Source organism: Asaia sp. A2 (genome assembly GCF_057319415.1).
In genome coordinates this window covers 14,791-41,605 of the sequence record NZ_JBXWTO010000004.1, presented here as the reverse complement: position 1 = coordinate 41,605, position 26,815 = coordinate 14,791, and the positions used below count along the sequence as shown (strand labels likewise).

At 58.7% G+C, this 26,815-nt stretch carries 25 protein-coding genes; 4 read left to right on the top strand and 21 right to left on the bottom strand.

The annotated features are described in order from the left end of the window. Positions 1–10 precede the first annotated feature (10 nt). From ACWNRM_RS04625 to ACWNRM_RS04525, 21 genes are all read right to left on the bottom strand, one after another. Positions 11–1,267, bottom strand: a complete 1,257-nt coding sequence (locus tag ACWNRM_RS04625; RefSeq protein WP_485169833.1) for a glycine-rich domain-containing protein — start codon at positions 1,265–1,267, stop codon at positions 11–13. Then, positions 1,267–1,926, bottom strand: coding sequence for a hypothetical protein (locus ACWNRM_RS04620; RefSeq protein ID WP_485169834.1), 660 nt, complete (start codon positions 1,924–1,926; stop codon positions 1,267–1,269). The genes ACWNRM_RS04625 and ACWNRM_RS04620 overlap by 1 nt, the downstream gene beginning before the upstream one ends. Continuing rightward, positions 1,926–3,161, bottom strand: a complete 1,236-nt coding sequence (locus ACWNRM_RS04615; protein WP_485169835.1) for a hypothetical protein — start codon at positions 3,159–3,161, stop codon at positions 1,926–1,928. Before ACWNRM_RS04615 ends, ACWNRM_RS04620 begins: the two co-directional genes overlap by 1 nt. Beyond that, on the bottom strand, positions 3,161–4,303 hold the full coding sequence (locus ACWNRM_RS04610; protein WP_485169836.1) for a baseplate J/gp47 family protein: 1,143 nt from the start codon (positions 4,301–4,303) through the stop codon (positions 3,161–3,163). Before ACWNRM_RS04610 ends, ACWNRM_RS04615 begins: the two co-directional genes overlap by 1 nt. A 39-nt stretch (positions 4,304–4,342) precedes the next feature. Continuing rightward, positions 4,343–4,717: a phage tail protein gene (locus ACWNRM_RS04605; RefSeq protein WP_485169837.1), complete on the bottom strand. Its 375-nt coding sequence runs from the start codon at positions 4,715–4,717 to the stop codon at positions 4,343–4,345. After that, the gene (locus tag ACWNRM_RS04600) at positions 4,714–5,367 is read right to left on the bottom strand and encodes a baseplate assembly protein (protein WP_485169838.1); all 654 of its coding nucleotides are present in this window, start codon (positions 5,365–5,367) and stop codon (positions 4,714–4,716) included. The genes ACWNRM_RS04605 and ACWNRM_RS04600 overlap by 4 nt, the downstream gene beginning before the upstream one ends. 7 nt (positions 5,368–5,374) lie before the next feature. Next, the gene (locus ACWNRM_RS04595) at positions 5,375–6,442 is read right to left on the bottom strand and encodes a hypothetical protein (RefSeq protein WP_485169839.1); all 1,068 of its coding nucleotides are present in this window, start codon (positions 6,440–6,442) and stop codon (positions 5,375–5,377) included. Beyond that, the gene (locus ACWNRM_RS04590) at positions 6,439–6,639 is read right to left on the bottom strand and encodes a hypothetical protein (protein WP_485169840.1); all 201 of its coding nucleotides are present in this window, start codon (positions 6,637–6,639) and stop codon (positions 6,439–6,441) included. The genes ACWNRM_RS04595 and ACWNRM_RS04590 overlap by 4 nt, the downstream gene beginning before the upstream one ends. 52 nt (positions 6,640–6,691) lie before the next feature. Further along, positions 6,692–7,561: a hypothetical protein gene (locus ACWNRM_RS04585; protein ID WP_485169841.1), complete on the bottom strand. Its 870-nt coding sequence runs from the start codon at positions 7,559–7,561 to the stop codon at positions 6,692–6,694. A 1,201-nt stretch (positions 7,562–8,762) separates the two neighbouring features. After that, positions 8,763–9,080, bottom strand: a complete 318-nt coding sequence (locus ACWNRM_RS04580) for a hypothetical protein (protein WP_485169870.1) — start codon at positions 9,078–9,080, stop codon at positions 8,763–8,765. A 2-nt stretch (positions 9,081–9,082) separates the two neighbouring features. Further along, positions 9,083–9,508, bottom strand: a complete 426-nt coding sequence (locus tag ACWNRM_RS04575) for a hypothetical protein (RefSeq protein ID WP_023979321.1) — start codon at positions 9,506–9,508, stop codon at positions 9,083–9,085. A gap of 3 nt (positions 9,509–9,511) precedes the next feature. After that, entirely contained in the window at positions 9,512–11,002 is a 1,491-nt protein-coding gene (locus tag ACWNRM_RS04570; RefSeq protein WP_485169842.1) for a phage tail protein, read from the bottom strand. A 117-nt stretch (positions 11,003–11,119) separates the two neighbouring features. Further along, positions 11,120–12,106 (bottom strand): hypothetical protein, encoded by a 987-nt coding sequence (locus ACWNRM_RS04565; RefSeq protein ID WP_485169843.1) that lies wholly within the window; start codon positions 12,104–12,106, stop codon positions 11,120–11,122. Between the two features lie 2 nt (positions 12,107–12,108). Further along, positions 12,109–12,699, bottom strand: a complete 591-nt coding sequence (locus tag ACWNRM_RS04560; RefSeq protein WP_485169844.1) for a hypothetical protein — start codon at positions 12,697–12,699, stop codon at positions 12,109–12,111. A gap of 52 nt (positions 12,700–12,751) precedes the next feature. Further along, entirely contained in the window at positions 12,752–13,216 is a 465-nt protein-coding gene (locus ACWNRM_RS04555) for a hypothetical protein (RefSeq protein ID WP_485169845.1), read from the bottom strand. A 20-nt stretch (positions 13,217–13,236) separates the two neighbouring features. Beyond that, complete coding sequence (locus ACWNRM_RS04550) at positions 13,237–14,592, bottom strand: DUF4043 domain-containing protein (protein WP_485169846.1); 1,356 nt, start codon at positions 14,590–14,592, stop codon at positions 13,237–13,239. A gap of 24 nt (positions 14,593–14,616) precedes the next feature. After that, positions 14,617–15,054, bottom strand: coding sequence for a phage scaffolding protein (locus ACWNRM_RS04545; RefSeq protein ID WP_485169847.1), 438 nt, complete (start codon positions 15,052–15,054; stop codon positions 14,617–14,619). Continuing rightward, complete coding sequence (locus ACWNRM_RS04540; RefSeq protein ID WP_485169848.1) at positions 15,044–16,486, bottom strand: phage portal protein; 1,443 nt, start codon at positions 16,484–16,486, stop codon at positions 15,044–15,046. The genes ACWNRM_RS04545 and ACWNRM_RS04540 overlap by 11 nt, the downstream gene beginning before the upstream one ends. Positions 16,487–16,496: 10 nt before the next feature. Next, a complete protein-coding gene (locus ACWNRM_RS04535) occupies positions 16,497–17,822 on the bottom strand; it encodes a phage terminase large subunit (protein WP_485169849.1) in 1,326 nt (441 codons plus the stop codon). Then, positions 17,809–18,246: a hypothetical protein gene (locus ACWNRM_RS04530; RefSeq protein WP_485169850.1), complete on the bottom strand. Its 438-nt coding sequence runs from the start codon at positions 18,244–18,246 to the stop codon at positions 17,809–17,811. The genes ACWNRM_RS04535 and ACWNRM_RS04530 overlap by 14 nt, the downstream gene beginning before the upstream one ends. Positions 18,247–18,819: 573 nt before the next feature. Continuing rightward, a complete protein-coding gene (locus ACWNRM_RS04525; protein ID WP_485172156.1) occupies positions 18,820–19,362 on the bottom strand; it encodes a hypothetical protein in 543 nt (180 codons plus the stop codon). A gap of 487 nt (positions 19,363–19,849) precedes the next feature. Between ACWNRM_RS04525 and ACWNRM_RS04520 the strand changes: the two genes are divergently transcribed. The 4 genes from ACWNRM_RS04520 to ACWNRM_RS04505 all read left to right on the top strand — a co-directional run bounded on the left by ACWNRM_RS04520 (position 19,850) and on the right by ACWNRM_RS04505 (position 26,664). Continuing rightward, positions 19,850–20,242 (top strand): helix-turn-helix domain-containing protein, encoded by a 393-nt coding sequence (locus tag ACWNRM_RS04520; protein WP_485169852.1) that lies wholly within the window; start codon positions 19,850–19,852, stop codon positions 20,240–20,242. A 469-nt stretch (positions 20,243–20,711) separates the two neighbouring features. After that, positions 20,712–23,876, top strand: a complete 3,165-nt coding sequence (locus ACWNRM_RS04515; RefSeq protein ID WP_485169853.1) for an efflux RND transporter permease subunit — start codon at positions 20,712–20,714, stop codon at positions 23,874–23,876. Beyond that, complete coding sequence (locus ACWNRM_RS04510) at positions 23,876–25,057, top strand: efflux RND transporter periplasmic adaptor subunit (protein ID WP_485169854.1); 1,182 nt, start codon at positions 23,876–23,878, stop codon at positions 25,055–25,057. The genes ACWNRM_RS04515 and ACWNRM_RS04510 overlap by 1 nt, the downstream gene beginning before the upstream one ends. Beyond that, complete coding sequence (locus tag ACWNRM_RS04505; protein WP_485169855.1) at positions 25,054–26,664, top strand: efflux transporter outer membrane subunit; 1,611 nt, start codon at positions 25,054–25,056, stop codon at positions 26,662–26,664. The genes ACWNRM_RS04510 and ACWNRM_RS04505 overlap by 4 nt, the downstream gene beginning before the upstream one ends. The last annotated feature ends 151 nt before the right edge of the window (positions 26,665–26,815 follow it).

Sequence of the window (26,815 nt, the reverse complement as noted above, 5' to 3'; positions counted from 1 at the left end):
TTCAGCGGCGTCAATAAAGAAAACGATAGATCAGGCACCCCTGAAAGCCCCGCCCGCCAGCCGTCACCTCTCCTGCCTGGCGGGCCATATAGGCGCCTCCACCACCTGCCCCGTATTTGGTGGCAGTCAGCCCGAGCAACGCCCCCGCCTTGCCGCCGCCGCCCCAAGGGCCATCGGCGCCATTCCCGGCGAAAACCAGATTGCCGAACTGCCCGTCACTGCCAGCGCCTCCATACTGATTCCATAGAATGCCTCCTGCGGCACCCCCGCCGCTGCCGCCGCAGGAATTCCGTGCGGCCGAAAAATATCCAGCTTCTCCCCCATCGGCAGAAATAAGAGGCTGGCCGCCATAGGTTACGTAACTCGGCCCACCTTTCTGATCCGGACCGCCACCCAGACCGATCGTGACCGACAATGTGCGATCGCGCGCCGGATCGAGTGCATAGATCCCCCATGCATCGCCCCCGGCACCACCACCCGCTCCCGAGAAAGCCCCAGCATCAGGAGAGATAACATTGCAAGATGCACCGCCGCCGCCCGCGCCAATAAGCCGCAGCTCGACCTGTTTCGCCCAGCCCGGAATGGTCAAAAGACCGCTCGTCGCGCAAACAGCGTGAGGCTGACTCACCTGCTGGGCAAAATCCATCGTCGCGAACTGGGTCAAATGCGGCATGAACGCTGCCCCCGGCTGTGCCACAATCCCCGACAGGGTTTGTACGCCAGCAGGAATTGTCACCTCATAAAGGGGCACAACCACAGCACCGGCGACGGCTGGCGGATCGGAAGCCATGACAAACGCGATGCGTCCCGTCCTGCGCGTAGGCAGAGCCTTCCCGCGATTATCCGGTCCTGCCATGGTCTGGTCCGGCTGATCGGCATTGTAGAAAGGCAGAACATCCGGGCTGTCATCCTGCTCGCTACAGAGTGCAAAAAGCGTTAATGTCGCACCAGTCTGAGGCGCAGGAATCTGCTGGACTTCGTCGTTATAAAACAGGCTCGGAACAATCGCGGGCGCCGCTGCGAGCCCCGCAGACACACTGCCGATATGAGAACTATCCAGCGCGTAGGGCGCAATGATCGTTCCCGGCCCGACAGAGACCGACAGATCTGATGACGAGACCACACAAGCAAGACCCGATGCCATAACCGTCTGGCTACCTAGAAGGATTTCCGCAAGTCGTCCCACGCCTTCCTTCGCGTAGCGGCCAAGGCGCAGGAGGTCCGTATCGAAGGGCACGGCGCCTGAATAGATGATTGGACGATCCATTAAGCTTCCATCCTTACCCATGCGATTACGCCGCACGCCTTCACCGCCTTGATGGCGGCGTATAGTTCGAATTGCTGGACCGGCAGTTTCGGAAAAACCTCAATGGCAAACTGCCCGCCATGTCGCGCCCCATACCGGCTGCGCGCAGCGCCATAACCACCCAGATGACACCAGGCGCCACAATCGCGCACTGTCCCCGTTTCAATAATCCGAGGGGCGGCACCAGAGATTTGACGCACAGCGTCTGACACAGCCTGTCGCGTATTGCGCGGCGCTACCAGATCTGCAGCAATGCGCCGACGCAGATGGCTGTCTTTTTCCAGGGGCAGGCGCGCCGTTTTTCCGGATCCGAAATAATCAATAAGTGCCATATCCAGAAAGGCACCACTCGTCGTCCCAAGGCGCGTCTGAGCGCGCACAACCCCCATCAGCCGCCATATATAGGCCAGTACCGCCCCGAACCCGGTCAAGAGCGCCTGCAACACTGGCGCGTCTTCCAACTCATCGCCCCGATAGGCTGGAAACCATCCCTGTGGTAGCAGAAGGCGCATACGGCGAGCGAAATCGCGCGCCGTACCAGGCGCTATGCCCGTGTCATACAAAAGCTTCCGGTCAGTTGCCTGAAGCCCATCCATATCCCGGTCTCGCAGAAGTGCCATCAGCCACCCACCTGCTCAACAGTGAATAGCGGGACGCGATAATCCGTGCCGTTCACGTTCAGATGCAGAAAACCACCTTCTGCCTTCGCAGGTACCGCAGCGCCCGGGCCGGCAACGGGCGATGACATCTGTATTTCTCCGCCCGCAGCAGGATAGAGGCCGAGATTAGGCGACCCGCCATCCCCCTTCTGCACATAGAGTCCCGCAGCAGCGAGACCACTGCCGGCCTGTATATTGAGCGTATTGGTGGGCGACGGATTGGGTGACACAGAAAAGAGCAGCTGCCCCGCCATATTGGTCACAAGCACACCATCATCGGAAAACTGCACACGCTGGCCGTTTGCGGTGCGCGTTACAGTCGAAAAGAGCATGGCCCCGGCATCCAGCCCCTGCACATGTTCCCGCGTTTCTGGTGTGCGCCACTCAATGCCCTGGTTACACGCCATCGAAACCGCGTTTCCATAGCCCCCGTCGTTACCATTCGTTCCGGCAAGCGACGTATTGCTGAACAGAATACCGGTTTTCCAGGAATCAGGATTGTTGACGAAAACAATCCCGGCTTCACAGTCAGACGTGCCTTCGGTCTGCCCTCCACCAGCACCAATCTGTATGGCGTAAGTGCCGCCACCACAATTCGGATGATAGGGGGTCGATACACCATAAGCTGGTCCGCCCAGATTGACGGCCTCAAGCTCCATGACAAAGCTCGGCTGGTAATTGACGCCCGGCATACGCCAGGCCTCACCGTAATAAGCATAGGCTGTAGTCTGGGTCGGGCTCGTCGTATCATCAGCGATCCCCCAGGCTGCCATCCCGATCGAACTGGGAACATGACCCAGCTTGTCGCGTGACTTGAGCGCATCGGACGTACGCGATCCTGCAACAAAGGCACTGTTTCCAAACCGGGCGAGGCATGCCGCCTGGGCATTTTCCAGCGCCCAGGGCCCGATGGACGTCGTCGCCATCAACGCTGAAAGCCAGTCCTGTCGGTCTACGTCCCGCGTATTGAGCGCCGGATAATCGGCGGCAGCGCCAATAAAGAACCGGTCGCCATAGCGACTGACCTTGGCACCTTCCTCGGCGAAGAATTCACCGCTGGCCGGTGAGTCGGCTGGTGCGCCGGCAATCTGGCTTGCTGTGGCATTGAGCGTCTCGACACCATCTGATGTCGCAACGACAAGAACTTCCGCGCCCCCTATCGAGGGGATCGGAAAATAATTATTGAATTTCGGCATTACCCCTCCTGAACGATCTGTACGGAGATCGTGCCTGGGAAAAGCGATTGACTGGCTTCCCCCACAATATCTTCCTGCGCGTTATTCAGACGTATCTGCGCAATCGACAGCACCGCATCACCTGCTGCGGCATAAGCCACGTAGCCAAGCCGACTATAGGCGTAGCCGCCCCCGATACGTGACGCCCGGATATCGGCACTGATGGCCTCGACCAGATTACGCTGCACCGTATCGGCGTCAGCGCCGAGAGTAATTCTCACGACCATTGAAACCGAGACAGGAAATATGACGGGTCGCTGGACGGCAAAGCCGACACCAAGGGCCTTGCAGGCATCAACCTGAGCATACACACGGCGCAGCACCTGATCAGGCACTGCATCGCTCCCATCGTCGACAACAACCGTGAAATACCCCTGACGCGTCGTTCCGTCCGGCGCCGCACCATCAAAGATTGCGTAATCCAGATTATTCTGAGTCTCGGCGATGGCGCTCTCCACCGCAGCACGTGAGGCGCTCGCCTTGGCGGCAAGCCAGAGCGGGAAACGCTGTCGCAGCTGGGCGTCACTCTCCTGATCTGCCCCATTGGCAAAAGCGGCGTCATTGGTGACGATATCAATTCCGGCAACCGACGTGCCCATAAGCGATATAGCACCTGTCGCAACGTTACCCTGAACACCCTCCAGAAGGGCCTCCACAGGCAAGGTAAGCGAGGCCACGCCAGTCGGGCGGACATATCCCCGCGTAACACTCGACCAACGTTCATGGGTCGTATCGGCAATAACCTGAAACGTTACAGCCGCCGCTGTCCTTACCGTGACACCCGGCCGTACCACAGCCGAGATATCCTGATAGGAAAAACAGGTCATTGTGACGGATCCCAGCGCCTTCACGCCGGGCAGTCGTGTCATGCCGAAATCCCCGACAAAACTGTCGCAATCAGCGCCACTCGATGTCGCAAGCCGCGTCCGACACAGCACCTGCATCAGCAGGTATTGAAGCCAGAGCCCAAGCCCCGAAACGCTCTCGACAAGCGCACGCCCTGGCGTTCCGATATCGAGTGTCAGTTTTCCTGCACAGCTCGCCTGCGCCGTAACAATCGCCGTCTGCACAAGGGATGAGAAAGAACGCAGAGAAAACGCCATGAGCTTTCCGATTCTGTACCGGCGCGAGCCGAGCCAGGCTCAGATCGTGCCATCCTGATTGAGTGTGAATGTCTGCCGGTCTGATCCATCGAGCCCGCTATAGGTGATCGTGCACAGATAAGTACCCGGCGCTTTCGCCTGCAATTCGACTGTCACGGGCTGGCTCTGATCGATACCGGCCTCAAGGCCGAGCTGGCTGGTAATCAGCCCATGGGTTTCAACCGCGGCAATAGGCATACCGATACGGGCAGGCAGACCAGCCCCATAATCGACGTGCCAGAGATAAGCACCGGGGTTTGTACACAGTCGGCGCAAGATGGATTGTCGTGTCAGCAGATCTCCCGACGCCTCGCGCAGGCTGCCAGCAGGATCACAAAACAGATCCTCGCCAAACACGTGATAAAAATCGCTCATCCAACAGGCTTTCCCGTCATCCCGTTGGCATAGGGGTGCACATGGGCGTCGAGACTATGCAGATCCGTACGCACATCACCGCCTGAGACAGAGAGATTACCCCCCGAAACCCGTACACCCGCACCGGATATCTCCAGTCCACCTTCCCCCAGACTCATCTGCACTGTCCCGGCACGCAACACGATGGATGATTGCCCGACGACACAGCGCAAGTTCCCTGCCCCGAAAGAGACACCCTCGCGCTGAATATGAAACCAGCCACCCTCCCCGGACTGTCCCTGCCCCTCTTCAGAAGGGGCCCCGCACCCTGTACGCACAAGCAATTCCCCGGGCTGCGCCACCTTGCCCGTCTGGGGTGAAATCGCGGGACCAGCCACCACATCGAAGAGTACCGACGTGATAACAAAATTTTCGCCATCCCCCTCAATCGGCATCAGCAGAACATGAGTGCCGATCGCGCAGGGACATGACAAACGCAGGTCGCCAACCTGCGTCAGCGCCGCATCGGGCAACCAGCCTGTTTCAGTATCATCGGGCTGCAGATGCACCTTCACCGCATGATTGGAGGGGTCTACCGCGCAAACAATCCCATGCACTGCATGAGCAACACGCATCTGGTGGGCTGCTGCCCATACCGGATTATCCATCATACCCCCCTCAGAAAATGCGGTTCCGAAGCGTGACTTCCTGCCGATATCCCTGGGAGAGATCGAAAAAATGATCGACCGCATCCACCGCCAGTATTCTTGGTCGATCTATCACCTCTCCTCCCAGCTTCATGAAATGACGCGGCTCAAGCCCCGCAATTGCTGGCAATGAGAGCCTGGCTTCGCAGGCATGAGAGACGATCCGACGGTGCTTCCCCTGCGCCAATCGCTTGATATCGTCCATGCGCAGGCCAGGCCCCCGAAACGTATAAAGCGCTGCACCCGATGCAGGGGGCTCTGTGGAAAATTCCTGCCCATCGTAAAAGATTTCGCTTCTCGCCCGCTGACGCGAATCCCATGAGCGCACACCAACCGATACGGCCCCACTCAGGCCGAAATCATACCGAAAATGCTGCATCGTCATGCCCTCCGGTTCAAAAACCTGACCACTATCGGCATTAAATGGACGGTTGATGATAATTGCTCGTCCACGGGCCTGACATTCATAGCCGTGATCACGCGCCAACGAAAAAGCCAGATCGAAAGCCGTTTGATAGCGATGCTGCGCACTGGCCGACAAAAGTCTGTGCTCCAGCTGCCAGAACTGCCCGCAATAATAGTCGCCAGCGATATCATTTCCGTTCAGGTCGCTCTGAAACTCCAGCCCGGCAGCCTGTGCAGCCTGCTGCACAATCTCGATAGCTGTCTGATTGCTCCATGAGCGTGTGAGACGCGTATCCAGCAGAAAACAGAGATAGTTCCGACACTCCAGACGAAACGATACCGGATCATTCTCTCGTGTTATGGCATCCAGTGCCCCGTGAAATACGCTGCGCCATTCAGGCTCGCCCGCAAGGCGATCAATTACCTGTAATTCAATATCCGGCCTGTCAAAGCCACTTCGCCCAGTAAGGAGGGAAAACAGGGTAGATCCATCCTGCGCGGCGATAACGATATGCGCCGTGTCGCACCGTTCATATCGCGTGCATTGCAGTCGAAAGCCGCAAACATGCACGCCCTCAGGGCTCGTTCCATCGACAAGAAGCCGAACCTGCCAACTTCGGATCCTGCTCGTCATACCTCTGGTAACCCTCCCGTCTGCCCGACTGACGCCTCATCCGGCAGCAGGATCTGCACCGGCACCTCAATGCCGGACAGATCCGGGTCACTCATCCCGTTGCATGCGGCAATCCGCCACCATTGCAAGGCATCACCAAAATAGCGGACCGCCAGATGGAAAAGCGACACATCGTCACACGTCACCTGTATCTTCATCGCAATTCTCCCGATTCATATTCATGACAGGCCGAAACCCAACGCCATGATTTCAACCGGCCAGAGTGCGCAGTGCCCGGTTCGCATAACTGCCGGCCTCGACACCCAAAACAGACGCCCCGGCATTTTGTGAAAGCAGGGACAGAGCGCCTGCGCCATTCACCGCGCCGGCTTCCATTGCCGCTCCAGCGTCCTGCGTGACTTGTCCTAGTTCACGAGCGGCAACGGAAAGAGGCGCCGTCACCGAAATTGCCGCCGTTGGCACCCGCGATACAGACATGGCCGTCTGCCAAAGCGCGCTTGTCTTACCCAGAGCAGCCTGCGCACGCGCTACCCCACCACCTGCGCTCAGAACCTGCGCAACCGGCATGATTTGACCCGTCAGTGAGGTCAGCATGGTCGTACCAACCCATCCCGCCTCCGACATCTCCCCCAGCAGGCCCGCTATCGTGCTCAAACCGCTACCCAGATCAGCCCCCGCTATTCCCCCCATGCTCAGGGAAATGGCGGGGGGCAAAGCCTCGCGCTCCAGCACAAGCCTGTAGGGACAAATCGTGCCCCGCGCCTGATACGACCAGGTAAATTCGGCAATCCAGACCCTGGCCGATAAATCCGCAACCGAGAAGGAAAGCGCTCGCGAAGCCTCACGCATGGCCTCGACCCGTCTCGCCCGCAGCGTCGCAAGCGGACCGATGAAGCGACCGGTCAAAACCAGTCGCGCGGGATCATTCCCGACAGCATCGATAACACGGCCGCCACCGAGAAGCCGATGGATCACCAGCAGTTGCCGGCCGCCCATCACAAGCTCGTCCGGGACTTCCGCCCCACTGAGGATCAGATCACCCAGCACGACCGGTGCTGACCTGTCGATCAGGCCTATCGCCCCAAGGGCATTTTCCATCTCGAGAAGCGACACACCCATGCGTAACCCTCCTACATCAGCCCGATGCTCATATTCGGATATTGAGGCGTGGCGATCTCATCAATCATTGCGCCGTAACTCCGCATGGATAGCGCGCGGGACATACTGGTCAGTATCGGCAGATATTGCCCATCACTCTGAGACGATCGCTCGGCGGCGCCCCCCCCCTCCTCATGCTGCAAATTCCCGGTTCGTCCAGCCCCATTGCCAACCGAACTCCCCTTCTCACCCGGCAAGGAAAAAGGCGGCAACACTGCCAGATCCCTGTCTCTAGCAACCGGTAGTCGCATTGCGGAAATACCGCGCTCCCGCGGCCCTGAAGCCACGCGAATGACAGAATGGGTCGGTTGCCGTGCCACAGCATCTAGGACCGGGCCTTTCGGCCCAGTCCCTGATGCCGGAGATAACGACATAACGCCGACAAATCTCTTGGCATGTGCCCGCAGGTCTACCCCGGCATGTCCTGTCGAACCGCCCTTGTCTGTCGGCACAGAGAGCGTTTGCCGCGCACCCATACGCTGCAAATGCCCATACGATATCGAGCCAGATCGGCGTCGCAACGTAGTATCAGAAAACGCGACAGGCTTCGTCGCCGCATCTGAATACCTGACGGAGAAAATATCAGAACGGACCGGCATAACAGATGAAAGAACAATACCCCTTCCAGCTTCCGACGTGGCCGGGCGACCAATCAAGGGTTTGAAAGGACCCAACAAATGAGCCCCTGCAATGGCGGAAACGCCTAGCCCTCGCGATCTTCGCGCATCCGATACCTGCGATACCTGCGATACCACCGTGTTTCTCGCTCTGGTGGATAAGGACAGCACAGAACGCGACACTGTTCCCGCAGGAAAAAAAGCCGGAGCGCGGCTATCGCGTAATTGGCTCGCCCGGGCCGAGAGGGCCCTGCGCCGCAGCGGCACAAACGAGAGGCTTCCCCCCGAACGTCTCAGCACCGAGAGCCATACATCCCCGACCTTGCTCCTGAATCCAGGCATATGAAACTGCATGATTTTCCCTCAGCGTGATCAGGCTTGGTCTTGCCGGTAACAGCACGCCTCCCAGTCAAACTGGAATCCGTCCATTTCTGCCATGACAATGCAGGCGGCCACACGTCTGGCCCGTGTCCACCCCATGACGACCGACCACGGCACCCCGTTTTTCACGAGATAAAGCGCCTCACGAAAAACAGGGTGCCGCGTCAGTTTTTTGCTGGCACCATAACGGCGTCATTTTCTTGCACCGCCCCGTCATAAACAGACTGCAATGCTGCAAGCCCGTCATTGCCAATCCTGCGCGCCAGATCCTTGATCTCGTCCTTGGTCTGGGGCATCTGCACCGGCACACCATCAATGGCGCGAACCGAGCAGATCATCTGTGCATAGGCCAACCAGGGTGATGCCGAAGGTCCGGACACAGCGCTCCCCGCCGCCTCGATCAGATCCAGCATGTCTCCCGGATCGAGTTCGCACAGGCTGATCTTGCGCCCCGAACCAAATTCCAGCGTCTCAGGCAACATACTCAAGATATCTTGCTCCTCAGCGAGGCATAGAATTGCACATGCTGGTGAATCATTCCTTCCGCCTGCCAGCGATCCGTCTTCAAGGACAGTGATACACCGCTATATTCCCAGGTGCTGGTCGTGCCATCTGGCTCACGGATATACTGGTAAAGCGTTCCGCTCCCGATACTGCCAGCATTCCAGAAGGCGGCCTCGATCGCTGCGACCAGACTGTCGAGATTGGCATTGGCTCTGGCAATCGTGAAAATCCCGCGCCAGCCGCTGGGGGTATTGAATTCAACAGGCAGTCCATTCAGCGGCGTGGCTCGCTGAATGATCGTATGTTGCTCCGACTGGAACCCGGTCACATCACGCAAATCAATACGTGAACCGTTCCAAAGCAGCGTGATCCTGCAATCCCGCCCGATACTATAGGGGTTCGCCATCAATCACACACTCCCGCTGGCAGTGCTGACGCTCACCGAAGCGCCTCCCTGCAGGTTGATGATGAATTTCTCATTGATGCCCTGGTACTGTACCTGCACATCAGCCTGCACATATCCCGTCGCAATGCGCTCAGTAGGATTATTCGTCGCATCGCAGATCACCGCGTAAGGCAATCTGCCCCCTGTGACACCGAGGATGTTCTGCGACAGCAGGCTCGAGAGAAAACCGAGAAGCGAGGCACGGATATTACCAAACAGTGTATCGTTGATCACACTGCCAACATACTGCCCCATCGTCCCCTGAAGCGCGCGCGCCAGGTAGTTTGTCAGACGGGTATAGGCATCGCTCTGGATCGCCACATTCTGCGACGTGTTATGGCCTGCCCGTATCGACCAGTATTGCCCACCCGGTGACGGATTGCAGATGACGTCAATGCCGTTCTCGATCAGCAGCCCAAGCTCGGCCAGCGTATAACCAAAGCGTGTCGCCTCAAGACCGTTTTTCTGGCTTCCCACAATCCCTGTCAGGGGCTTGTTCAGTCCCGACTGCTCCGGCGAGAGCGCCGCCAGCTTTGCCGCTGCAAAAAGCGCAGGGCTGACAAGCTGCAACCCAAGCGTGTCGTCATTCCACCACAGCCAGTCGCCATGCATGTATTTCAGTGCGTGAGACGATAGCCCCAGTGCCATTCTCGTCTGGACGGCCTGCGCTAACGTCTCGCTTTTCGGGCCCGATACAACAGCGTAAAGCCCTTGATCCTGGCCAAAGCCCAACATCGGCACCATGATCGTGGTGTCCCCGACACCCGCACAGGTGACAACCGAACATCCCTGACTGGTCAGGGCATAAAGCCCGGTTCGGGTATCCGACGCGCCAACAAAACGTCCCGGACCCGGCTCTGCACCGTCACCGCCACCACCAAGCTGCACAACGCCCGGATCGCCAATCGCCGTCTCGGCCGACAGGTCGATCTGCACGAGCGCACGGGTATCGGCAGCAAGCGCCGTCTGCAGAGCCGTCCAGTCCGCGCCTGTATAGGATGAAACCCCCAGTTCCTCATGAGCCACCGTCAGGACAAACATCCCGTCACGATAGCTCTGCTTTGTCAGGGTAACTGAAATCCCGTTGCCCGCCGACCCCGTATAACATGCCGTGATACGCGCATTGCCAAGGGTGCCGCGGGCCGGCGTATCTGTTCCATCAGTTACACGCACCAGGCAAAACTGGTTCGCACCCTGATGCACGGCAATATCTACCGCGACATTGAGGTTGGACGCCCAACCCCGTTTACCCGCGAAGATCTCGCGACATTGCGCAACACTTCCGACAATCGTCGGTACGTCTTTCGGCCCCCATGACGCGCTCCCCACGAGGCCAAGCAACCCGGATGAGATTCCCGCGATAACAAGCGTCTCGGGCTGGGCTATCTGGATATAGAGATCAGGCACAGAGAGCGCAGCCGTATTGAGCGTGCCACTCTGTATGAGTTGTGGCATGAACATTCCTTCCTGTTTTTTTTGAATACCGTCTTGCGGGAGGCGAACGATCCGACGCAGTCCTGGCCGCAAGGCAGAAACTGCAAAGCCGAAAGTCCGGGAAAAATTATCCTCGGGTCAGCCACATCCATCAAAAGACGACGTCTCGCTCACTGTCCCATCCGGCCTCAACTGCCAGCCACGATAGGCAATCGGCATCTCTTCCAACGCGGCCAGCGCCTCAAGGCTGCCCACAGGCGTTTCACCACGCAGAAGATCGGGCGGCACATCGAAGGGGAATTTTGTCCTCCCTGCCTGCATCCATCCCCCGCCTGCAAGCATCCGGGGTGACCAGACAGACACATGATCATCCCAGATGGCTCTCAGCAGCACATCCCGACGAAACAGGTTCTGGGTCTGCATCGCATCCCGGTCTTCTTCACCCTCGAAAACCAGCTGCGCAGCCGTCCCATCAGGCAAAGTCACCCAGTCATCAGGCAGGAGACGTTCTGTAAGAAGCCTGCCCAATACCTCACATGTGCACTCGTTGTCCGTCCAGATCGACACCCGGAAAAGCTGGCTCTGCCGCCGCGTCAAACGCGTGGAACGGGCATACCCGCTCACCCCACCTTCAAGAACCCCCGAAGAGATACGCAGTGTGCCTGCCTCGACGTCACATCCAGTCATTAATGCGGCGAGCGCCTGCACAATATCCTGCGCTGAATCCCGATCCTGAACGACATATCGGGCAGAAATATCCGAGCCGTCATCCCTGGACCACCGCAGCGATACCACCCCCGGTGCGGCACGCCCGGCAATACGTGCAATCGTCGCGACACGGCCTTGCACGTTCAGGTTCACGTCAGGTGGTAGATAGAAACTTTCGGCCCAGACGTCACCCAGAGGACCTGGCAGGCGTTCATAGCGCCCCGAAACCAGGGTTACTGTAACGTAGCTGACCGCCTCCCTGAGTGAAGGTGACGCAAACAGATCCGAGGGCATCAAAGCCCCGGCCCTGAATATCACCCGCCCCTGAGCCAGGCCGGTCGAAGGCTCTGCCACAAGCGCGAAACGCGCGGCACAGCATAGCGCAAGCCCCCGCGCGACAAGAAAAGCACCTGCCATGATCAGACCTGCTGCATGGATAAAAGCGCGCGGGTTCCGTTCTGCGACAGCTCGACGGTATCGACCAGATAACGCGCGCCTTTCTCGTCCATGACCTGCATATAGGGCTTCAGACAAAAACCCGGCATGACCGGCAAATGCAGCATATAGCTCCCTGACCGCAAGGCACCCGGCATACCGCTACGCCGATCCTCGCCCTTGCCAGTCATCCACAGACTGGCCGGACAATGATCGGCCAGCAGACCCTCTGCTCCACGCATCCCCATGACCGATATTTCGCGGTTGCACGCGACAAATAGCGCTGGCCTGAACGGTTCCATTTCAGAAACAAAATAAAACCGCTCGCCCAGCGCGATATAATCACCAATAGCCAGATCCCGCGCATCGCTCAGCCCGTAAGTCATGACCTGACCCCATCCTTTAGGCTTGCGCATACGAAATCCTGCATCGACATCAAGGCACAGATAAGGGGCTCCGACCGCATGACCCAACGGCGTAAGCGGGTCAGTAACCCGATATTGGCGTCCCATGCGCCCGATGCGGCGTGCAACCTGCGCAAACCCGGACGCCACACGCTCCTGAAGCATCTGCATGGCTCATCTCCCGAATTTCTCTAGGTATTCTGCTGCGGTGACGCACGCTCTATCATAAGGAGATCAAGGCACTACCCTGCATGTCGGGGCCCGGTACCACACCCAGAAAGCCGCACACCCTGCGCCGCCACCAGTCAAGCAATCTGACGCGCTCGGATAATTCACGCGTATTACGCGTCCATACCGAGGCTGCCTGCGTATCCAGCGTGTCAGAAGCACGAGAAATTGCCCGTTCCATCTGCAATAGTGTCGCCAGGAAGTAGCGCAGGCGTCGGCGCTCGGAGGACGCAAGCGTATTCAGTCGGAATTCCAGCGTTCCTGCGCTTTGAAAAAACCGCCAGGAACTCTCTCCCGACCCGACATCCCCGAGGGCTGCATACCCGCAGAAGCGCCGTATTTCGGTTTTCTCTTCATCAGAGAGTTGATCACCGGATGGCGGTACGCCGTCACAGGACATATCATCCTCCATCACACCGATCCCGTCTGAAAGTCTGGCCGGAGGCTGACCGATCGACATGGCAAGACCTCCCGGGTTCATCACAGAGCGTCCGTCCCGAGACTCTCGATCACCACGCCACGCTTGAGATAGGCATTGGTCGCTGTCGGGATAATGGAGGCATCGGCCGTCACATCTGTCGGCAGGGCAAAACCACCAATCCAGTACCATGACTGCGCGATAATCTGTTTGAGACGGTCCAGCGGCTCACGGGTGACCATCGCCACACCGTCCACAATGTCGACAAGCGCCCGCTCGGCGTCAGGGATATCCGAATGACCTACACAGGCGCAGTCTCCCTCGACCAGAGCTCCCTGCCCCAGAAGCAACGCACGATGAATCGGCCCACCACCCAGTGAGGCCTGCTGCGGCGCTTCGGTCGTCGGCACAAAACGCACACCCAGCAGTTCAATGACCTGCCCGGACCGGTATTCCTCAGACCCGTAAGCGCCGCGATAGAGATACTTGAAATCGGCATCCCTGAAGAGCGAGAGCAACTGCAGATCGTCAAGATAACAATTATACGCGCCATCGATCATGGGCACGTTGTTACGTCGCAACGAAGCGACACCAGCTAGCACGTTCTGGATCCCCAGCGTATCGCCATCGGCCCTTTTGAGATCTGCCGTTGTCGCCTTGCCGTTGGGCCGCAGCACCAGCGGGGCAGTCGATGCAACAACCGCCATACCCGCCGTGGCATCCGCAACAGTTGCCGAGGCAGCAAGCTGCAACTGCCCGGAGATACCACCAGGCGCCGTCGAGACATTCACCGCGTCCGGGACGGCACCGTTTACCGTGTAGACCTCGCTGCCTATGGTCACAGTCATGCCTGCACTTGCGCCGACAGGCCGCACAAGACCGGACACGATGACAAACTGGAAGCCGCGAATATCGTCGACCGAAACCGTCGTGGTTTTCGCCGTCGCCGTTGACGTCACACGCGTATTACCGCCCAGATAACCACCGACACCGCCAGAAACGCCGCCAAAAAGTGCGTTACGAGCCAACCGGTCCAGCGACTGCATGGCCTGCATGCCATTTGTCTGTGCGTTGGCCAGAAACTGTGAGGCAATGCCAACCCCGGTCGTGACTATGTTCAGATCAATCGTATCGCCATACTGATTGATACTGAGAGTGTATTGCTCGACCGACCAACCACTGGGTGAGAGCCCGTTGTCAAAATTCGTATTACCCGAAGGCAGGAGTGGCGTCGTTACCGGTGATTTGAGGCTCTTGCGCGTTTTCGTCAGCGTCTCACCAATCGCATTGGGAAAAACCTCACGATCCGCAATCGCTCGAAATCCAGGGCGGGAATGAAGCCCCGTCTCGAACTCGCGTGCCAGAAAACCCTGCTGAATGGCAGCACGAAGCTGCTCGGGAAAATTCTCGATACCCATCTCTAGTCACCCCAGACCCGTATTTCAGATAATTCCGGCAAGAAACTGCCGCTTGCGCAGGGCATAATCATGCGCAGGCAATTGACGCGCATCCTGCCCCTGGGCTGGTGCCGGCTTCGGCACGTTCCCGGCACTTTCCTGCGCCTCGCCCGACAAACGCTGTCCCGTTTCCCGAAAAAGAAAGCGTCGCGCCTCGCGTGCATCACGCAACACCTTCTCAACGCCCTGCGGCGCCCCTTCTTCAGACCAGGTAATGGCAGCGCGATCGACATGAGCCGCCACCAGATCAGGGTCATAGGCCCCAAGCCGCGCAGCTTCAGCGCGCAGCGCCCCCGCAAGCACAGTATCGCGCGCGGCCGCCTTTACTCTGGCCAGTTCCTCCTCATGCGCCTGAACAAGGGAATCCCGTTCAGCAGCAAGTTCAGCAAGAGAGAGACGAAGCGCATCGACATCATCCACCATGACCATTTCCCCCTACAGGGTTTATTCGGGCCGCCTCTGCAGCCCTGATTTTCGTCCACTCGGCAGCCGGGTCAGCAATGCCGGCAGCACTGGCATAAAGCCGGGCCGCTGTTTCACGGCTCAACAATCCCCCCGACTGCGCTGCACAAAGCCCTTGCGCGAGCGGCAGCAATTCCGATTCATCAGCAGTGAACCAGGCTGGCCAATGCAGGGCGATTCCTCCCGCATCGAGATTCCGATAGGTTTTCGTCCCGATCTGTATCCCTTCGGGCATAACCGACGAGAGATGACAGAGCAGGCGATACAGTGGCAGCACACCACCCTCGCCATAAGCACCACGCAAACGATCAGCCATCCAGATCAGGGGCTGACACATCAACTCCATGGCACGGCCGGATTGTGGAGCTCCCAGACGGTCGCCATGCATGCGGTTACCGTGCAACTGCTCCAGCACCAGCTGACGCAATTCACGGTAATGCGCCAAAACTGCACCTGCAGCAGCACCATTGATTTCCAGCAGCTTGGCATCGCCTTCGGGCGGCAGGGTCAGGGCGGAGGCTGCCCCTCCCTGTCGCGCCATGCCTTCGGGAATGTCCGGCGTCTTGAGCACGAGCGTCGGGTCGGAGCCGTATTTCAGCCCCCGCCCGGCTTGTGAAAGCAGATAATCGGCTTCAATGACCGTATCGATCGCTTTCTCGAAGCTACATTCCCCCTCAGCCTCGCCACCAGTCCCGCCGAAATTCCTGATCCATATAATCGGCACCAAGCCAAAACCGTGATGATGCGACCGCTCTTCATCAGGTGGTGCATCCCCCTCCTGATCGACGGGATAGGGCACAAAAACCCGCACGCAATCACGATCCCAGCATCGGTGCCACCAGAAGCGCATGGCCGCACGCTCAGGCGCGATAGCATAACCACTCAGCCGCAATGCCTGCCCGGTCACGACATAGCGTTCGGTCACACGCAGCAAGGCACCCACACGATCCCATTCAGGCGTCAGATAAGCTGTTTCAAGCACGCGAGGCATCGGTCTGGAGCCCACAAGCTCGATCCAGAGCGCTACCGACCCAACCGATCCACGTATTGCCGCCTGCGTCATGAGTGACGCCAGACCCGCCTCACAGGCAAAACGGTTCAGGACATCCGCCGTCTCCTTTTCGCTGGAGACAGCAAGCGGCCAATGCGTATGGCCGAATAAAAGCGAGACCGCTTCATCAACAACAGTCCTGCACAGATTGGTCCGTACAGAGGGTCTCCGCTGGGAGAGGGGGATATATTCCCCCGCCGCATTACGCTCCGTCGCAAAAGGATAGGGCAGAACATCATACTGCGTTCCATCCAGAACCCTTTGCAGGGCCAAAAGCCGCAGCGTCCTTGGAGAAAAACCCGGAGGAGAGGCATATCGTCCCTGAAGCGCCACCCAATCCATGTAACCTCCCTTATCGTGAAAGACTGAACCACCCCCGGTCCTGCCAACGGCCCGACACTGCCTGAGGCTCGATCATCAGATCGCTCAGCGCCCAGATCAGCGCATCCGCGCGATCGGGCGAGGCTGCCCCGCCAAAACCTCGGTTCGAGAAGAGACAGAGCTGCGATTCAAGGGCCGAAAAGCGCCCATGATGGATCACACGTCCCTGCTCATAGAGCGCCGCAACAGGCTCGGCGCGCGCCGCCTTGCCACGCGATGCCGTCACCATTCTGAGCGCAGCCTTGGGATCAACACTTCTGAGCGTCGCCTCCACCAGAGCCCCACCAAAATTGCGTTCCGCCACAATCCTGTCTGCCTGCCAGAGCGCTGCCGCCTGTATGGCCCGACGTGCCCACCCCATGGGCGTGTCGCGTGTCGAGCAATCCTCCAGCACATGCCCGATCCCGTTGTGATCAATGGCGGCCACAACAATACCGATTTCATCCGCACCCAGATCCGAGGGCCCGGAAGCCCCTGAGGGATCGATCGCCACGACGACACGCTTCATCTGCCCAAGAAGGGCATCGCGCCGCTGATCAGAAACAGGTTCAGCGCGCTGAAACATATCGACCCGCCAAAGCGCACCCTCGATAACGGTCTGATACTCCCCCAGCAGAAAACGCCTCCGATCGCGTTCGGGCAGTGCATCCAGCTGGCCGAGATAGGCCTCGCTGAGATTGGCCCTGTTCTGCTCAGGATTCATGACCATTGATGCATAGAGCGAGGGGTCCGCATGGCGCATACCCGACCGTGGCTCGATGCCGCTCTCGAAAACGGCGTATAACCAGTGATCGGTAGCAGGCGGATTGGCGTCGATATATTCCCGCGGCATCAAGGCACAACGCTGTGCCAGACGCGTCAGCAACATGTTCCGCGCGCCATAGCTTATCTGACTGGCTTCATTGAGATAGATCGTCGCAAATTCCAGCCCGAGAATTTTTTCTGTACGCGCTGAATCATCCAGCCCCCCAAAGAGGATAGACGATCCGTTGGGAAACAGGATCCTGTTGCTCTGCCCGTCCCATTTATACCGATGCCGCGGAAAACAGCATTGCATGACCTTTGGGAACGTATCCTGGATGATGCTGGCTCGCAGTGCATTCTGGCGGTGCCTGAAGACCCCATGCCGCGAATGCGGCTCCCGCAAGGCCCTGACAACCAGCGCCCGGATCAATACAAATGTCTTGCCCGAGCGCGATCCTCCGCGAAGAAATATATGGCGGGCCCCACTTCCAAGCAGGCGATTGGCCTCTTCCTGAACAGGTGTCAGTGCAAAACGCGGCTCAGAGCGTGTCATCACCCTCGCCCAGGGTCAGTTCCGGCTCGGGCTCGTCGCCTTTTGTCGGCACATCCCTGAAGCTCGCCGGGCGATGCGCCCGCAGCAGCATACGCAGCAGCCCGTCGCTGTAGCGTTTACGCGTCACCGGATTACCCTCGGCATCACAAACAAGCCGCCCCCCATAAAGCAGCGGCTCTTCGTAGCCGTGTATGGCTCTTCGTCTCGCCTCAGCTTCCAGAAGGTCTGTCGCCTCCTCCAGTGCCTGCTTCCATTTCTCGCAAAACAGTTCGTCGCCCCGGCGCCAGTTATAGGCCGTCTTGCGATCAATTCCCGCAGCCCGTGCCGCCTCCGACACATTGGCGCTCTTTCTCAGATGATCGAGAAAGACGCTCTGCAAGCCCTTGCCTCTGGGGCGCCCCCGGATGGCGCATCTGCTGTCCATTTCAACTCCGTTGCCTGAGCCTGGGGAGTAGTGCGTTGAAAAACCCTGTCCGTGCCAACACCGAACCCGTCTCATAACGATACCAGATCATATGATCAGACCTGCCATGAGCCTTATAATGGCGTCGTATCCGCATCGTGGTCCGCAGCATCGGGTATGAGGCTATCTCGACCTATACCGTCGCAATCGCAGATGACATCAACGGCGCGATCCCGAAGATCCGATCCCTTCACGGTCTGTCGCTGCCATCTCACGCCTTAGGCGTTGTCTGATCTGCGCAACACAGGCTGGACGTACCGAGCCCAGTCGTACGAGGCCAAACTTTCTTCGGAGGCAAGGCACCGCTCTCACCCTCATATCACCCGAGGGCAGGTTCGCTTCTGCGATATCGCCCCACCCCAAGACCAGATCCGCACGATGGCGCAATTCCGATGCTGCGATCACCGGGCTCAGAACTGCATTCTTCAAACCGGAATGCACGACGACAAACAGGAGATTTCTGCACACAACCACATCCCCGACATTGATATCGGGATTTTTCATATGTAAGTATTTCAGTATTATTTGTTTATACTATATTTTGTTTATTTTTTCAATGTTTTTATTATTATAATATTCACAGAGCCATTCCAGTGCGAGAGCGCATTGCGCTGCGGTCTTGGTTCTCGCCTGAGCACGCGCCCCTGCAGGGAAAATCAACCGTGCCATATCAGGAAAACTCATCTCCCTGATCAACATCATCTCGATCCGGCTATGCAGACCATCTCCCATAAGCGCGTGGAGTTGTCGCAGTCGCGCTGCGCACTTGCCCCGTCCGAGCATCCAGGTGTGGATATCGCCTTTTTCCGCGACCGTCCGCGCCCCTTGCACTTCGACCACCCCCCTCTCGGCGTAGTCATATTCTGCGCGCCAGCGCTGCGCCGCCGCCACCTCGTCGTCCCCGATATCGCCGGCCTTGTACAGCCAGGCCACTGTTGACCATAGCCGAAGCGCCTCACCCTCTCGTCTGAAATGATGACGACGCATCCTTTCAGGCGTGGGCGTGTTCTCGTCCGGAAGCTGATCCGCCTCGCTCTTCGTCATCCCAGTCCTGCTCCACATGTCCAGACGCCGCATAATTCAGCCTGACAATCGCAACGTCTCAAATCACCGGACGCGCCGACCCATACCCACAGACCTCGTGATAGGCAGGCGCTCTACCCTCGGGCCACAAAGCGCCCCAACTCACCCTGTGACCTGCCGGCAGCGCTCCAGACTCATCGCGCTCACATTCCAGGGCCACCACCCTGCATCGCGTGATTTCCGATGCACACACGACCGTCTGAGACATGGGTTTACTCGCGTGACAGCCGGATGATGCGCCTTTTGAAGAACACCCCCTTTTACGTTTCGGCCTGAGCGCCCCCCTCGCATCACGATCCATACTCATGAGCATTCTCGCCAGCTCGGCACCGGTCGCGGCCCGACTGGGCTTTTCCGCGGACATTTTCATGATACCCACCTGATTCATTCCAAAATATGGCTAAGTGCCACAAAATCAGTCCTGCCTAGGACTGATAATTCCCCTCTGGATTTGGCAATGAGCCATTGCTATGAATGCCTCATGGCCAAAAACAAACGTCCCGACTCGCTTGCGATTGTTCAACGCGCCATCGGGCGTCGTATTACCTGGGCGAGAGAACTTGTCTTTCCCAATCAGAGCGAATGCGCGCGCCTACTGGGCGTGGATGCCTCGACCCTGAACAAGATCGAAAAAGGCGATCGCGCACCTAGCGTGTTCCTCATCATGTCTCTCTCCAATCGCTTGCGGGTCTCGACCGATTTCCTCCTGAAAGGGGCTCTGAACGGTCGCACGGATGAGGAAATGGCTCTCCGCCTGGCGGCTCTGCACCCAGAGTTGGTGCTCCAGCAGCAGGACATGGCGTCTCACACGGACAAAAGCACGCCTTGCGGCATGCAAGAGGCGCCCAGGAAACAAGATCAGGACCATTCGTAGCGTCCTTGTTTTTATCGCACATCCAGAAAACAGCCTTCTTCGTACGCAGATAAAGCGCCTGAAGCGGGACGCAGCAAGAACAAAACGAGAACATACGCGTTCTCAACCATTCCTTGCGCCTCGCGCCCTTGCGTTTTGATCAGCAACAACCGACCAGCTGCGCCTTGAAGCCGAACTGACTTCTGGACGATTAACGTCTTATTAATGGCATTGTGCCATAAAGTCAAGAATAGATTATGGCGACAAGCCACAAGACCGGTGCAGATGCGTTCTGCAACCATTCTCTAAAACAACATTTATGCGACATTTTATGTCAGCGCCTATACGATCCGAAGATGAGTAATCTGAATAAGTAATGATTGGCGTCAACGCTATGCTATCATTTTCTTAATGTTAATTCGGATTAATGCAACAACATAAACTGCCGTAAGGCATCTTTCCTTCGTACGAGAAGAGAGCGCATGAATTCATGAACGCCATCGTCGTAACTGCCTTAAGGCGGCCCCTGACCTTTGTCGTCTTTTCGATCCTGATTCTGATGTTTGGAATCATGTCGATCTTCAAGACGCCAACCGACGTGTTCCCCGAGATCAAAGTGCCCGTTGTCTCGGTCATCTGGACCTATCCTGGTCTTCTACCAGCGCAGTTCGCGGGCCGAATCACCTATAATTTCGAACTGGCAGTTACGACGACTGTGCAGAATATCGAGCACATGGAGTCGAACTCCTATTATGGACGCTCGATCGTCAACATCTACTTCCAGCCCGGCACCCCTGTCGGCACGGCAGAAGCAGAAGTGACAGCCATTTCGCAGACGATTCTTCTGGGCCTGCCTCCTAAAGTTCCGGCCCCCATGGTCGTGGCGCTCAACCCGTCTCAGGTGCCCGTCATCGCGCTTCAGATCACTTCCGAGAAGCAGACACCATCCGATCTGTTCAAACTTGGCGTCATCCGTGTTCGTCCGCTCCTTGCCACCGTTCCTGGTGCCGTCGTCGCCCATCCCTATGGCGGCATGGACAGCTTCGTGATGGTGTCTCTCAATCAGGAGCAGCTGCGCGCCCATCACCTTTCGGCTGCCGATGTGCAGGCAGCCCTTACTGCGCAGAACATCGTCCTTCCCGCAGGTGATCAGAAGATCGACGCCACGGACTGGATGGTCCAGACGAATGCCGCCCCGGAATCGATGGAAGATATTGCTGCCATCCCGGTCAAGCGCGTTGGAAACGCCGTCATCTATATCCGCGATGTGGCCGATGTGTACCGCGGCGGCCATCCCCAGACCAACCTCGTGCTCGTCAAGGGGCGTCAGGGCGTCGAGATCATCACACAAAAGGGCGGCACTGCTTCTACGCTCGACGTGGTGTCGGCCACGAAGGCACTGCTCCCCCGTCTGCGCGCCATCTTGCCGCCAGACGTCCATGTTTCCGTGCTTGCCGATGCCTCGATCATGGTCAAGGATCAGATCAAGGACGTGGTCCGAGAGATGGTTACGGCGTCGTTTTTGACCGGCATCGTGGTGTTGCTCTTCCTCGGCTCGTGGCGTTCCACCGTCATCATCGCCACCTCGATCCCACTGGCTATTCTCAGTTCGATCATCGGGCTCGGTTGGGCAGGTCAGTCCATCAACATCATGACACTGGGCGGTCTTGCCCTCGCCGTCGGCATCCTCGTCGACGACGCGACAGTGATGATCGAGAACATCGATACCCATCTCGAAATGGGCAAGGATCTCGAACTCGCCATCATTGACGCCGCCAATCAGATCGTCATCCCGACCTTCGTTTCGACCACCTGCATCTGTATCGTGTGGCTACCGCTCTTCGAGCTGTCCGGGGTCGCGGGCTATCTCTTCATGCCCATGGCGCTCGCCATCATGTTCGCCATGATCGCGTCCTTCATCCTGTCGCGCACCCTGGTGCCTACCATGGCGAAATTCCTCCTTGCCGGTCAGACTCATCATGCTCACGGGCATGATGACCATGCTCCAGCACCCAAGGGTTTCTTCGGTCGGTTCCAGCGCGGTTTTGAACAGCGCTTCAACAATTTCCGCGAAGGCTACAACACGCTTCTCACGCGCTGCGTCACACACCGCGGCATGTTCGTCGGCGTATTCCTTCTGATCTCCATCGCCTCCATGGGGCTCTACAGTGTTGCAGGCCGTGACTTCTTTCCCGAGGTCAAATCCGGCGCACTGCAGATGCACATGCGTGCCCCGCTCGGCACCCGTATCGAGGTTGCTGGCCGCATCGCCGCCCTGGTCGATGATCGCATCAATCAGCTTCTTCCCGGCAAGATCGAGAACATCATCTCCAATTGCGGCCTGCCTGAAGGACCGCATAATCAGGCCTTTATCCCGACGCCAACCGTCGGAACGCAGGACTGCGATCTGACCATTGCGCTCAAGGATGAGGAATCACCCGTCTGGGATTATCGCGCCCTGCTCCGCAAGGATCTCTCGGCACGCTTCCCCGGCACAGTTTTCACCTTCCAGCCCGCCGACCTGACCGACAAGATCCTGAATTTCGGTTCGGCCGCACCGATCGACATCCAGCTCTCCGGCCCCAGCGTCTCGGATAACTACAATTACGCCAGGCACCTGATCGGCAAGATCCGCCAGATCCCGGGCACGGCTGATGTGGTCATTCAGCAGACGATGTCCACCCCCACTCTCATGGTGAATGGCAACCGTACCTTCTCACAGGCAACCGGCCTGAGCGAAAACGATCTTGCCACCAATGAACTCCTGACCCTCTCCGGCTCGGTCGTCGTCGATCCACAATTCTGGCTCGATCCGGTCGACAACGTGACCTTCCCACTCAACGTTTACACGTCTCAGGATCAGCTCACGCATCTCACCGATCTGCTGACTGTCCCTGTCGACAAGGGTGACGGCAACCCCAATGACCAGACGCAGCTTCTGGGCGCTATTGCCGATGTCGTGCCCACCGGCACACCGGGCGAGGTCTCGCACTACAACTCGATGTCCGAAATCGACATCTATGTGAATGTCGAAGGCACCGATCTGGGCAATGTGCTCGACGCCGTAAATGACACCATCGCCAAGGATGCCCCTAACCTGCCACGCACAACTGCGGTCGATGTCCACGGTCAGGCCACCACGATGCACAGCGCCTATGCGCAGCTCGTGATCGGTCTGTGCGTCTCCATTGTGCTGATCTATCTGTTGATTGTCGTGAATTTCCAGTCCTGGATGGACCCATTCATCATCATCACGGCGCTCCCCGGCGCATTGGGCGGCATTGCCTGGGCCCTGTTCCTGACCGGCACCCGCCTGTCGGTTCCTGCCCTGACCGGTGCCATCATGTGCATGGGCACGGCCACGGCCAACTCGATCCTCGTCGTGTCCTTTGCCCGTGAGCGCCTCGAGATCCATGGCGACGCGCTACGGGCCGCCATCGAGGCTGGTTACGGTCGTATCCGGCCGGTTATCATGACCGCGCTCGCGATGATCGTTGGTATGATTCCGATGGCCACTTCAAATTCCACCAATGCGCCGCTCGGTCGCGCCGTTATCGGCGGACTGATTGTGGCTACCATCTCCACCCTGCTCTTCGTGCCCTGCGTCTACGCGATTCTGCACAACCGCTCTGCCCGCCAGAAGGAAACCGTCTAATGGCCACCTCCCCCAAGATCATCGCTGTTGCGGGAGGATGCGTCCTCGCGCTCTGGGTCGGCGCACTCGTTGTCGGTCGCGTCCACCACAATCACGCCCTCGCCGCTGAAACGGCGCAGAACGCCATTCCAAACGTCGCGGTGCTGAACCCCGTCCAGTCACCTGACAGGGTAGCCCTTACCCTCCCCGGCAATATCGATGCCTGGTATCAGGCCCCGATTTACCCGCAGGTCTCGGGCTATGTGAAAATGTGGTTCAAGGATTACGGTGCCCATGTGAAGGCGGGCGATGCGCTGGCCGAAATCAACGCACCCGCACTGGATGCACAATACGCCCAGGCCCAGGCCGATCTGAATGCGGTGCTTGCCAAGTACCACCTTGCTGCCGTCACAGCCGAACGCTGGCGCGCGATGGGCAAGTCGCAATCTGTTTCAGGCCAGTCGGTCTCGGTCTCGAATGCCAATGAGCAATCAGCCAGAGCCGAAGTCGATGCCGCACAGCGCAACGTCGACCACTTCGCCGCACTGGAAAAATTCAAGACAATCGTGGCTCCCTTCGATGGCATCGTGACGTCGCGTAGCATCAATGTAGGCGATTACGTTCATGATGGCGGCGGCAATCTCAACAGCACGGGTGCAGCATCCGAACTGTTTACCGTGGCCGACGTGCACAAGCTGCGCCTTTTCGTGTCCGTGCCGGAGGTGTTCTCCTATATTCTTCAGCCCGACATCACCGCCGATGTCAGCGTGCCGCAGTTCAAGGACAAGAAGTTCCACGCGAGCTTCCTGACCACAGCACGCGGCTATGACCCGAACACCCGTACCGTGACCTCTGAATTCACCATGGAAAACCCCGGTGAGGTTCTCTGGCCCGGCACCTTCGCCTCGGTCCAGCTCAAGGCCCACAACGAAACGGCCCACCTGTTCGAGGTCCCGACCTCCGCCCTCGTCTTCGAGGAAAAGGGCATGCAGGTCGTCGTCGTGAATGACGACAATACGGTCCATTACAAGAACGTCGTCGTAGGCCGCATGGCGGATACCTCAACCGAAATCCAGGCAGGCATCTCGCCCAAGGATCGCATCATCGCCAACCCGCCAGCCGACCTGCTGGAAGGTGACAAGGTCAACGTCACCACACCCCAGCGCGGCTACAACCAGTCCGGATTCGGGGCCTCGGAATGACCACAAGAAAGATCAAGAAGCTGGCTCTGGCCTGCGGCACGGTTCTGACAGCCTTCGGTCTGTCAGCCTGTGACCTCGCGCCAACCTACAAGCCGCCCACCTTCGTCGTGCCAGCAAGCTGGCACGGCCAGGGCCCCTTCGCCACAGCCACCCCGGCCGATGCCACACTGCCTACCAATTGGTGGACATTGCTGAACGACCCGCTTCTCAACCAGATGGAAGCGACGCTCACAACCTCCAATGCTGACCTGCAGGCCGCAGCCGAACGCTTCATTCAGGCACGCGCCCTCGTCGTTCAGGCCCGTTCTGAGCTGCTCCCTCACCTTGCACTCGGTGCCGGTGCCTTTGACAACAAGCAGTCCGAAGACCGCCTGTTCCGATACAAGGGCAACATCACCGAGACGGATGAGGAATATCACGGCCTGGCCTCCTGGGAGCCCGATTTCTGGTCGTCCATCCGTAACCATGTGCGCGCCCAGAAGCAGTACGCGCAGGAAAAAGCCGCCGACTTCGCCATGTCACGGCTGAGCCTTCAGGCTGAGCTTGCTTCCGACTACGTGCAGTTGCGCGGCTATGATGCGCAGATCGCCATCTACAACCAGTCGATCGGCTATTATCAGAAGGCTCTGCAAATCACGCAGAACCAGTTGCTGAACCAGGCTGCCCCACGCCTCGACGTGGCCCGTGCCCAGGCGCAGCTCTACTCGACACAGGCCGCCGAGCTTGATGTGCAGGCCGCCCGTGAAGTCACGGAGCACGCCATTGCCATCCTGACCAATGCCTCACCCTCGTCATTTCATATCGCGCCGACGCAGGTCATGGGCTTCCATCAGCCCAACCTCCCCGCCGGCGTCCCGTCCGAGCTGCTTCAGCGCCGCCCGGACATCGCGAGCGCCGAGCGCGAGATGGCTCAGGCCAATCGCGAGATCGGCATTGCCCGTGCTGCGTTCTACCCGCACATCTCGCTTCAGGCTGGTGGCGGCTTCGCCCAGAACGGCTTCGATCTCGCCAATCTGGCCAACTCGCTCTGGTCCTACGGCGCCTCGTTCGAGCTCCCCATTTTTGAGGGCGGCATGAGACGCGCCGAACTCCAGCATGCCTGGTCGGCCTATCGCGAGACACGCGACAACTACCGCAGCAAGGTGCTGGACTCCTTCCGCGAAGTGGAAGACGGCCTGTCACGCACCAGCCGCCTCGATCAGGAAAATCGTACGCTTGAAAAAGCCGTCGACGCGACCCTGGCGACCCAGAACATGACCATGACGCTCTATCAGGGCGGTGTGGGCACGTATCTCGAAGCCATCTTCGCCCAGGTCCAGACGCTGGAAACCCGCATCCATCAGATCGAGGTGGCAACACGTCTCTACCAGGCTGATATCGGTCTGGTCCGCGCCCTTGGCGGCGGCTGGAACGTGAAGCTCCTGCCCACGATGGATCAGACGCTCTCCATCACACCGCTGCAATATGACGATCTGCACCACCCGCAGCCCGTTGGCGGCGTCAATATCTCACAGCACCCCGAGCAGTTCGAAAATCTCAGCAGTGCCGCCCCTCAGGCACCTGCTGCCGCAACGGGCAAAACCCTTCGCCCGATGTACGACCAGTAAACCCCGACCACCTTCGGCGTTGTCCGCCTCAAGACAACGCCGGGGCACCTTTTCTGGATGGCAGGTTCACTCTGACGCCTCGCCCGACCAGCGCGATCCACAAAATCAGGCGCAAGACCCACCATCCCCGTCGCGGCCCATGTCTCGCCGA

Coding starts and splice junctions, on each gene's coding strand:
- ACWNRM_RS04625 (WP_485169833.1), bottom strand. CDS start 1,267: ATGGATCGTCCAATCATCTATTCAGGCGCCGTGCCCTTCGATACGGAC.
- ACWNRM_RS04620 (WP_485169834.1), bottom strand. CDS start 1,926: ATGGCACTTCTGCGAGACCGGGATATGGATGGGCTTCAGGCAACTGAC.
- ACWNRM_RS04615 (WP_485169835.1), bottom strand. CDS start 3,161: ATGCCGAAATTCAATAATTATTTTCCGATCCCCTCGATAGGGGGCGCG.
- ACWNRM_RS04610 (WP_485169836.1), bottom strand. CDS start 4,303: ATGGCGTTTTCTCTGCGTTCTTTCTCATCCCTTGTGCAGACGGCGATT.
- ACWNRM_RS04605 (WP_485169837.1), bottom strand. CDS start 4,717: ATGAGCGATTTTTATCACGTGTTTGGCGAGGATCTGTTTTGTGATCCT.
- ACWNRM_RS04600 (WP_485169838.1), bottom strand. CDS start 5,367: ATGATGGATAATCCGGTATGGGCAGCAGCCCACCAGATGCGTGTTGCT.
- ACWNRM_RS04595 (WP_485169839.1), bottom strand. CDS start 6,442: ATGACGAGCAGGATCCGAAGTTGGCAGGTTCGGCTTCTTGTCGATGGA.
- ACWNRM_RS04590 (WP_485169840.1), bottom strand. CDS start 6,639: ATGAAGATACAGGTGACGTGTGACGATGTGTCGCTTTTCCATCTGGCG.
- ACWNRM_RS04585 (WP_485169841.1), bottom strand. CDS start 7,561: ATGGGTGTGTCGCTTCTCGAGATGGAAAATGCCCTTGGGGCGATAGGC.
- ACWNRM_RS04580 (WP_485169870.1), bottom strand. CDS start 9,080: ATGTTGCCTGAGACGCTGGAATTTGGTTCGGGGCGCAAGATCAGCCTG.
- ACWNRM_RS04575 (WP_023979321.1), bottom strand. CDS start 9,508: ATGGCGAACCCCTATAGTATCGGGCGGGATTGCAGGATCACGCTGCTT.
- ACWNRM_RS04570 (WP_485169842.1), bottom strand. CDS start 11,002: ATGCCACAACTCATACAGAGTGGCACGCTCAATACGGCTGCGCTCTCT.
- ACWNRM_RS04565 (WP_485169843.1), bottom strand. CDS start 12,106: ATGGCAGGTGCTTTTCTTGTCGCGCGGGGGCTTGCGCTATGCTGTGCC.
- ACWNRM_RS04560 (WP_485169844.1), bottom strand. CDS start 12,699: ATGCAGATGCTTCAGGAGCGTGTGGCGTCCGGGTTTGCGCAGGTTGCA.
- ACWNRM_RS04555 (WP_485169845.1), bottom strand. CDS start 13,216: ATGTCGATCGGTCAGCCTCCGGCCAGACTTTCAGACGGGATCGGTGTG.
- ACWNRM_RS04550 (WP_485169846.1), bottom strand. CDS start 14,592: ATGGGTATCGAGAATTTTCCCGAGCAGCTTCGTGCTGCCATTCAGCAG.
- ACWNRM_RS04545 (WP_485169847.1), bottom strand. CDS start 15,054: ATGGTGGATGATGTCGATGCGCTTCGTCTCTCTCTTGCTGAACTTGCT.
- ACWNRM_RS04540 (WP_485169848.1), bottom strand. CDS start 16,486: ATGGATTGGGTGGCGCTTCAGGGACGATATGCCTCTCCTCCGGGTTTT.
- ACWNRM_RS04535 (WP_485169849.1), bottom strand. CDS start 17,822: ATGACACGCTCTGAGCCGCGTTTTGCACTGACACCTGTTCAGGAAGAG.
- ACWNRM_RS04530 (WP_485169850.1), bottom strand. CDS start 18,246: ATGGACAGCAGATGCGCCATCCGGGGGCGCCCCAGAGGCAAGGGCTTG.
- ACWNRM_RS04525 (WP_485172156.1), bottom strand. CDS start 19,362: ATGCGGCGTCTGGACATGTGGAGCAGGACTGGGATGACGAAGAGCGAG.
- ACWNRM_RS04520 (WP_485169852.1), top strand. CDS start 19,850: ATGGCCAAAAACAAACGTCCCGACTCGCTTGCGATTGTTCAACGCGCC.
- ACWNRM_RS04515 (WP_485169853.1), top strand. CDS start 20,712: ATGAACGCCATCGTCGTAACTGCCTTAAGGCGGCCCCTGACCTTTGTC.
- ACWNRM_RS04510 (WP_485169854.1), top strand. CDS start 23,876: ATGGCCACCTCCCCCAAGATCATCGCTGTTGCGGGAGGATGCGTCCTC.
- ACWNRM_RS04505 (WP_485169855.1), top strand. CDS start 25,054: ATGACCACAAGAAAGATCAAGAAGCTGGCTCTGGCCTGCGGCACGGTT.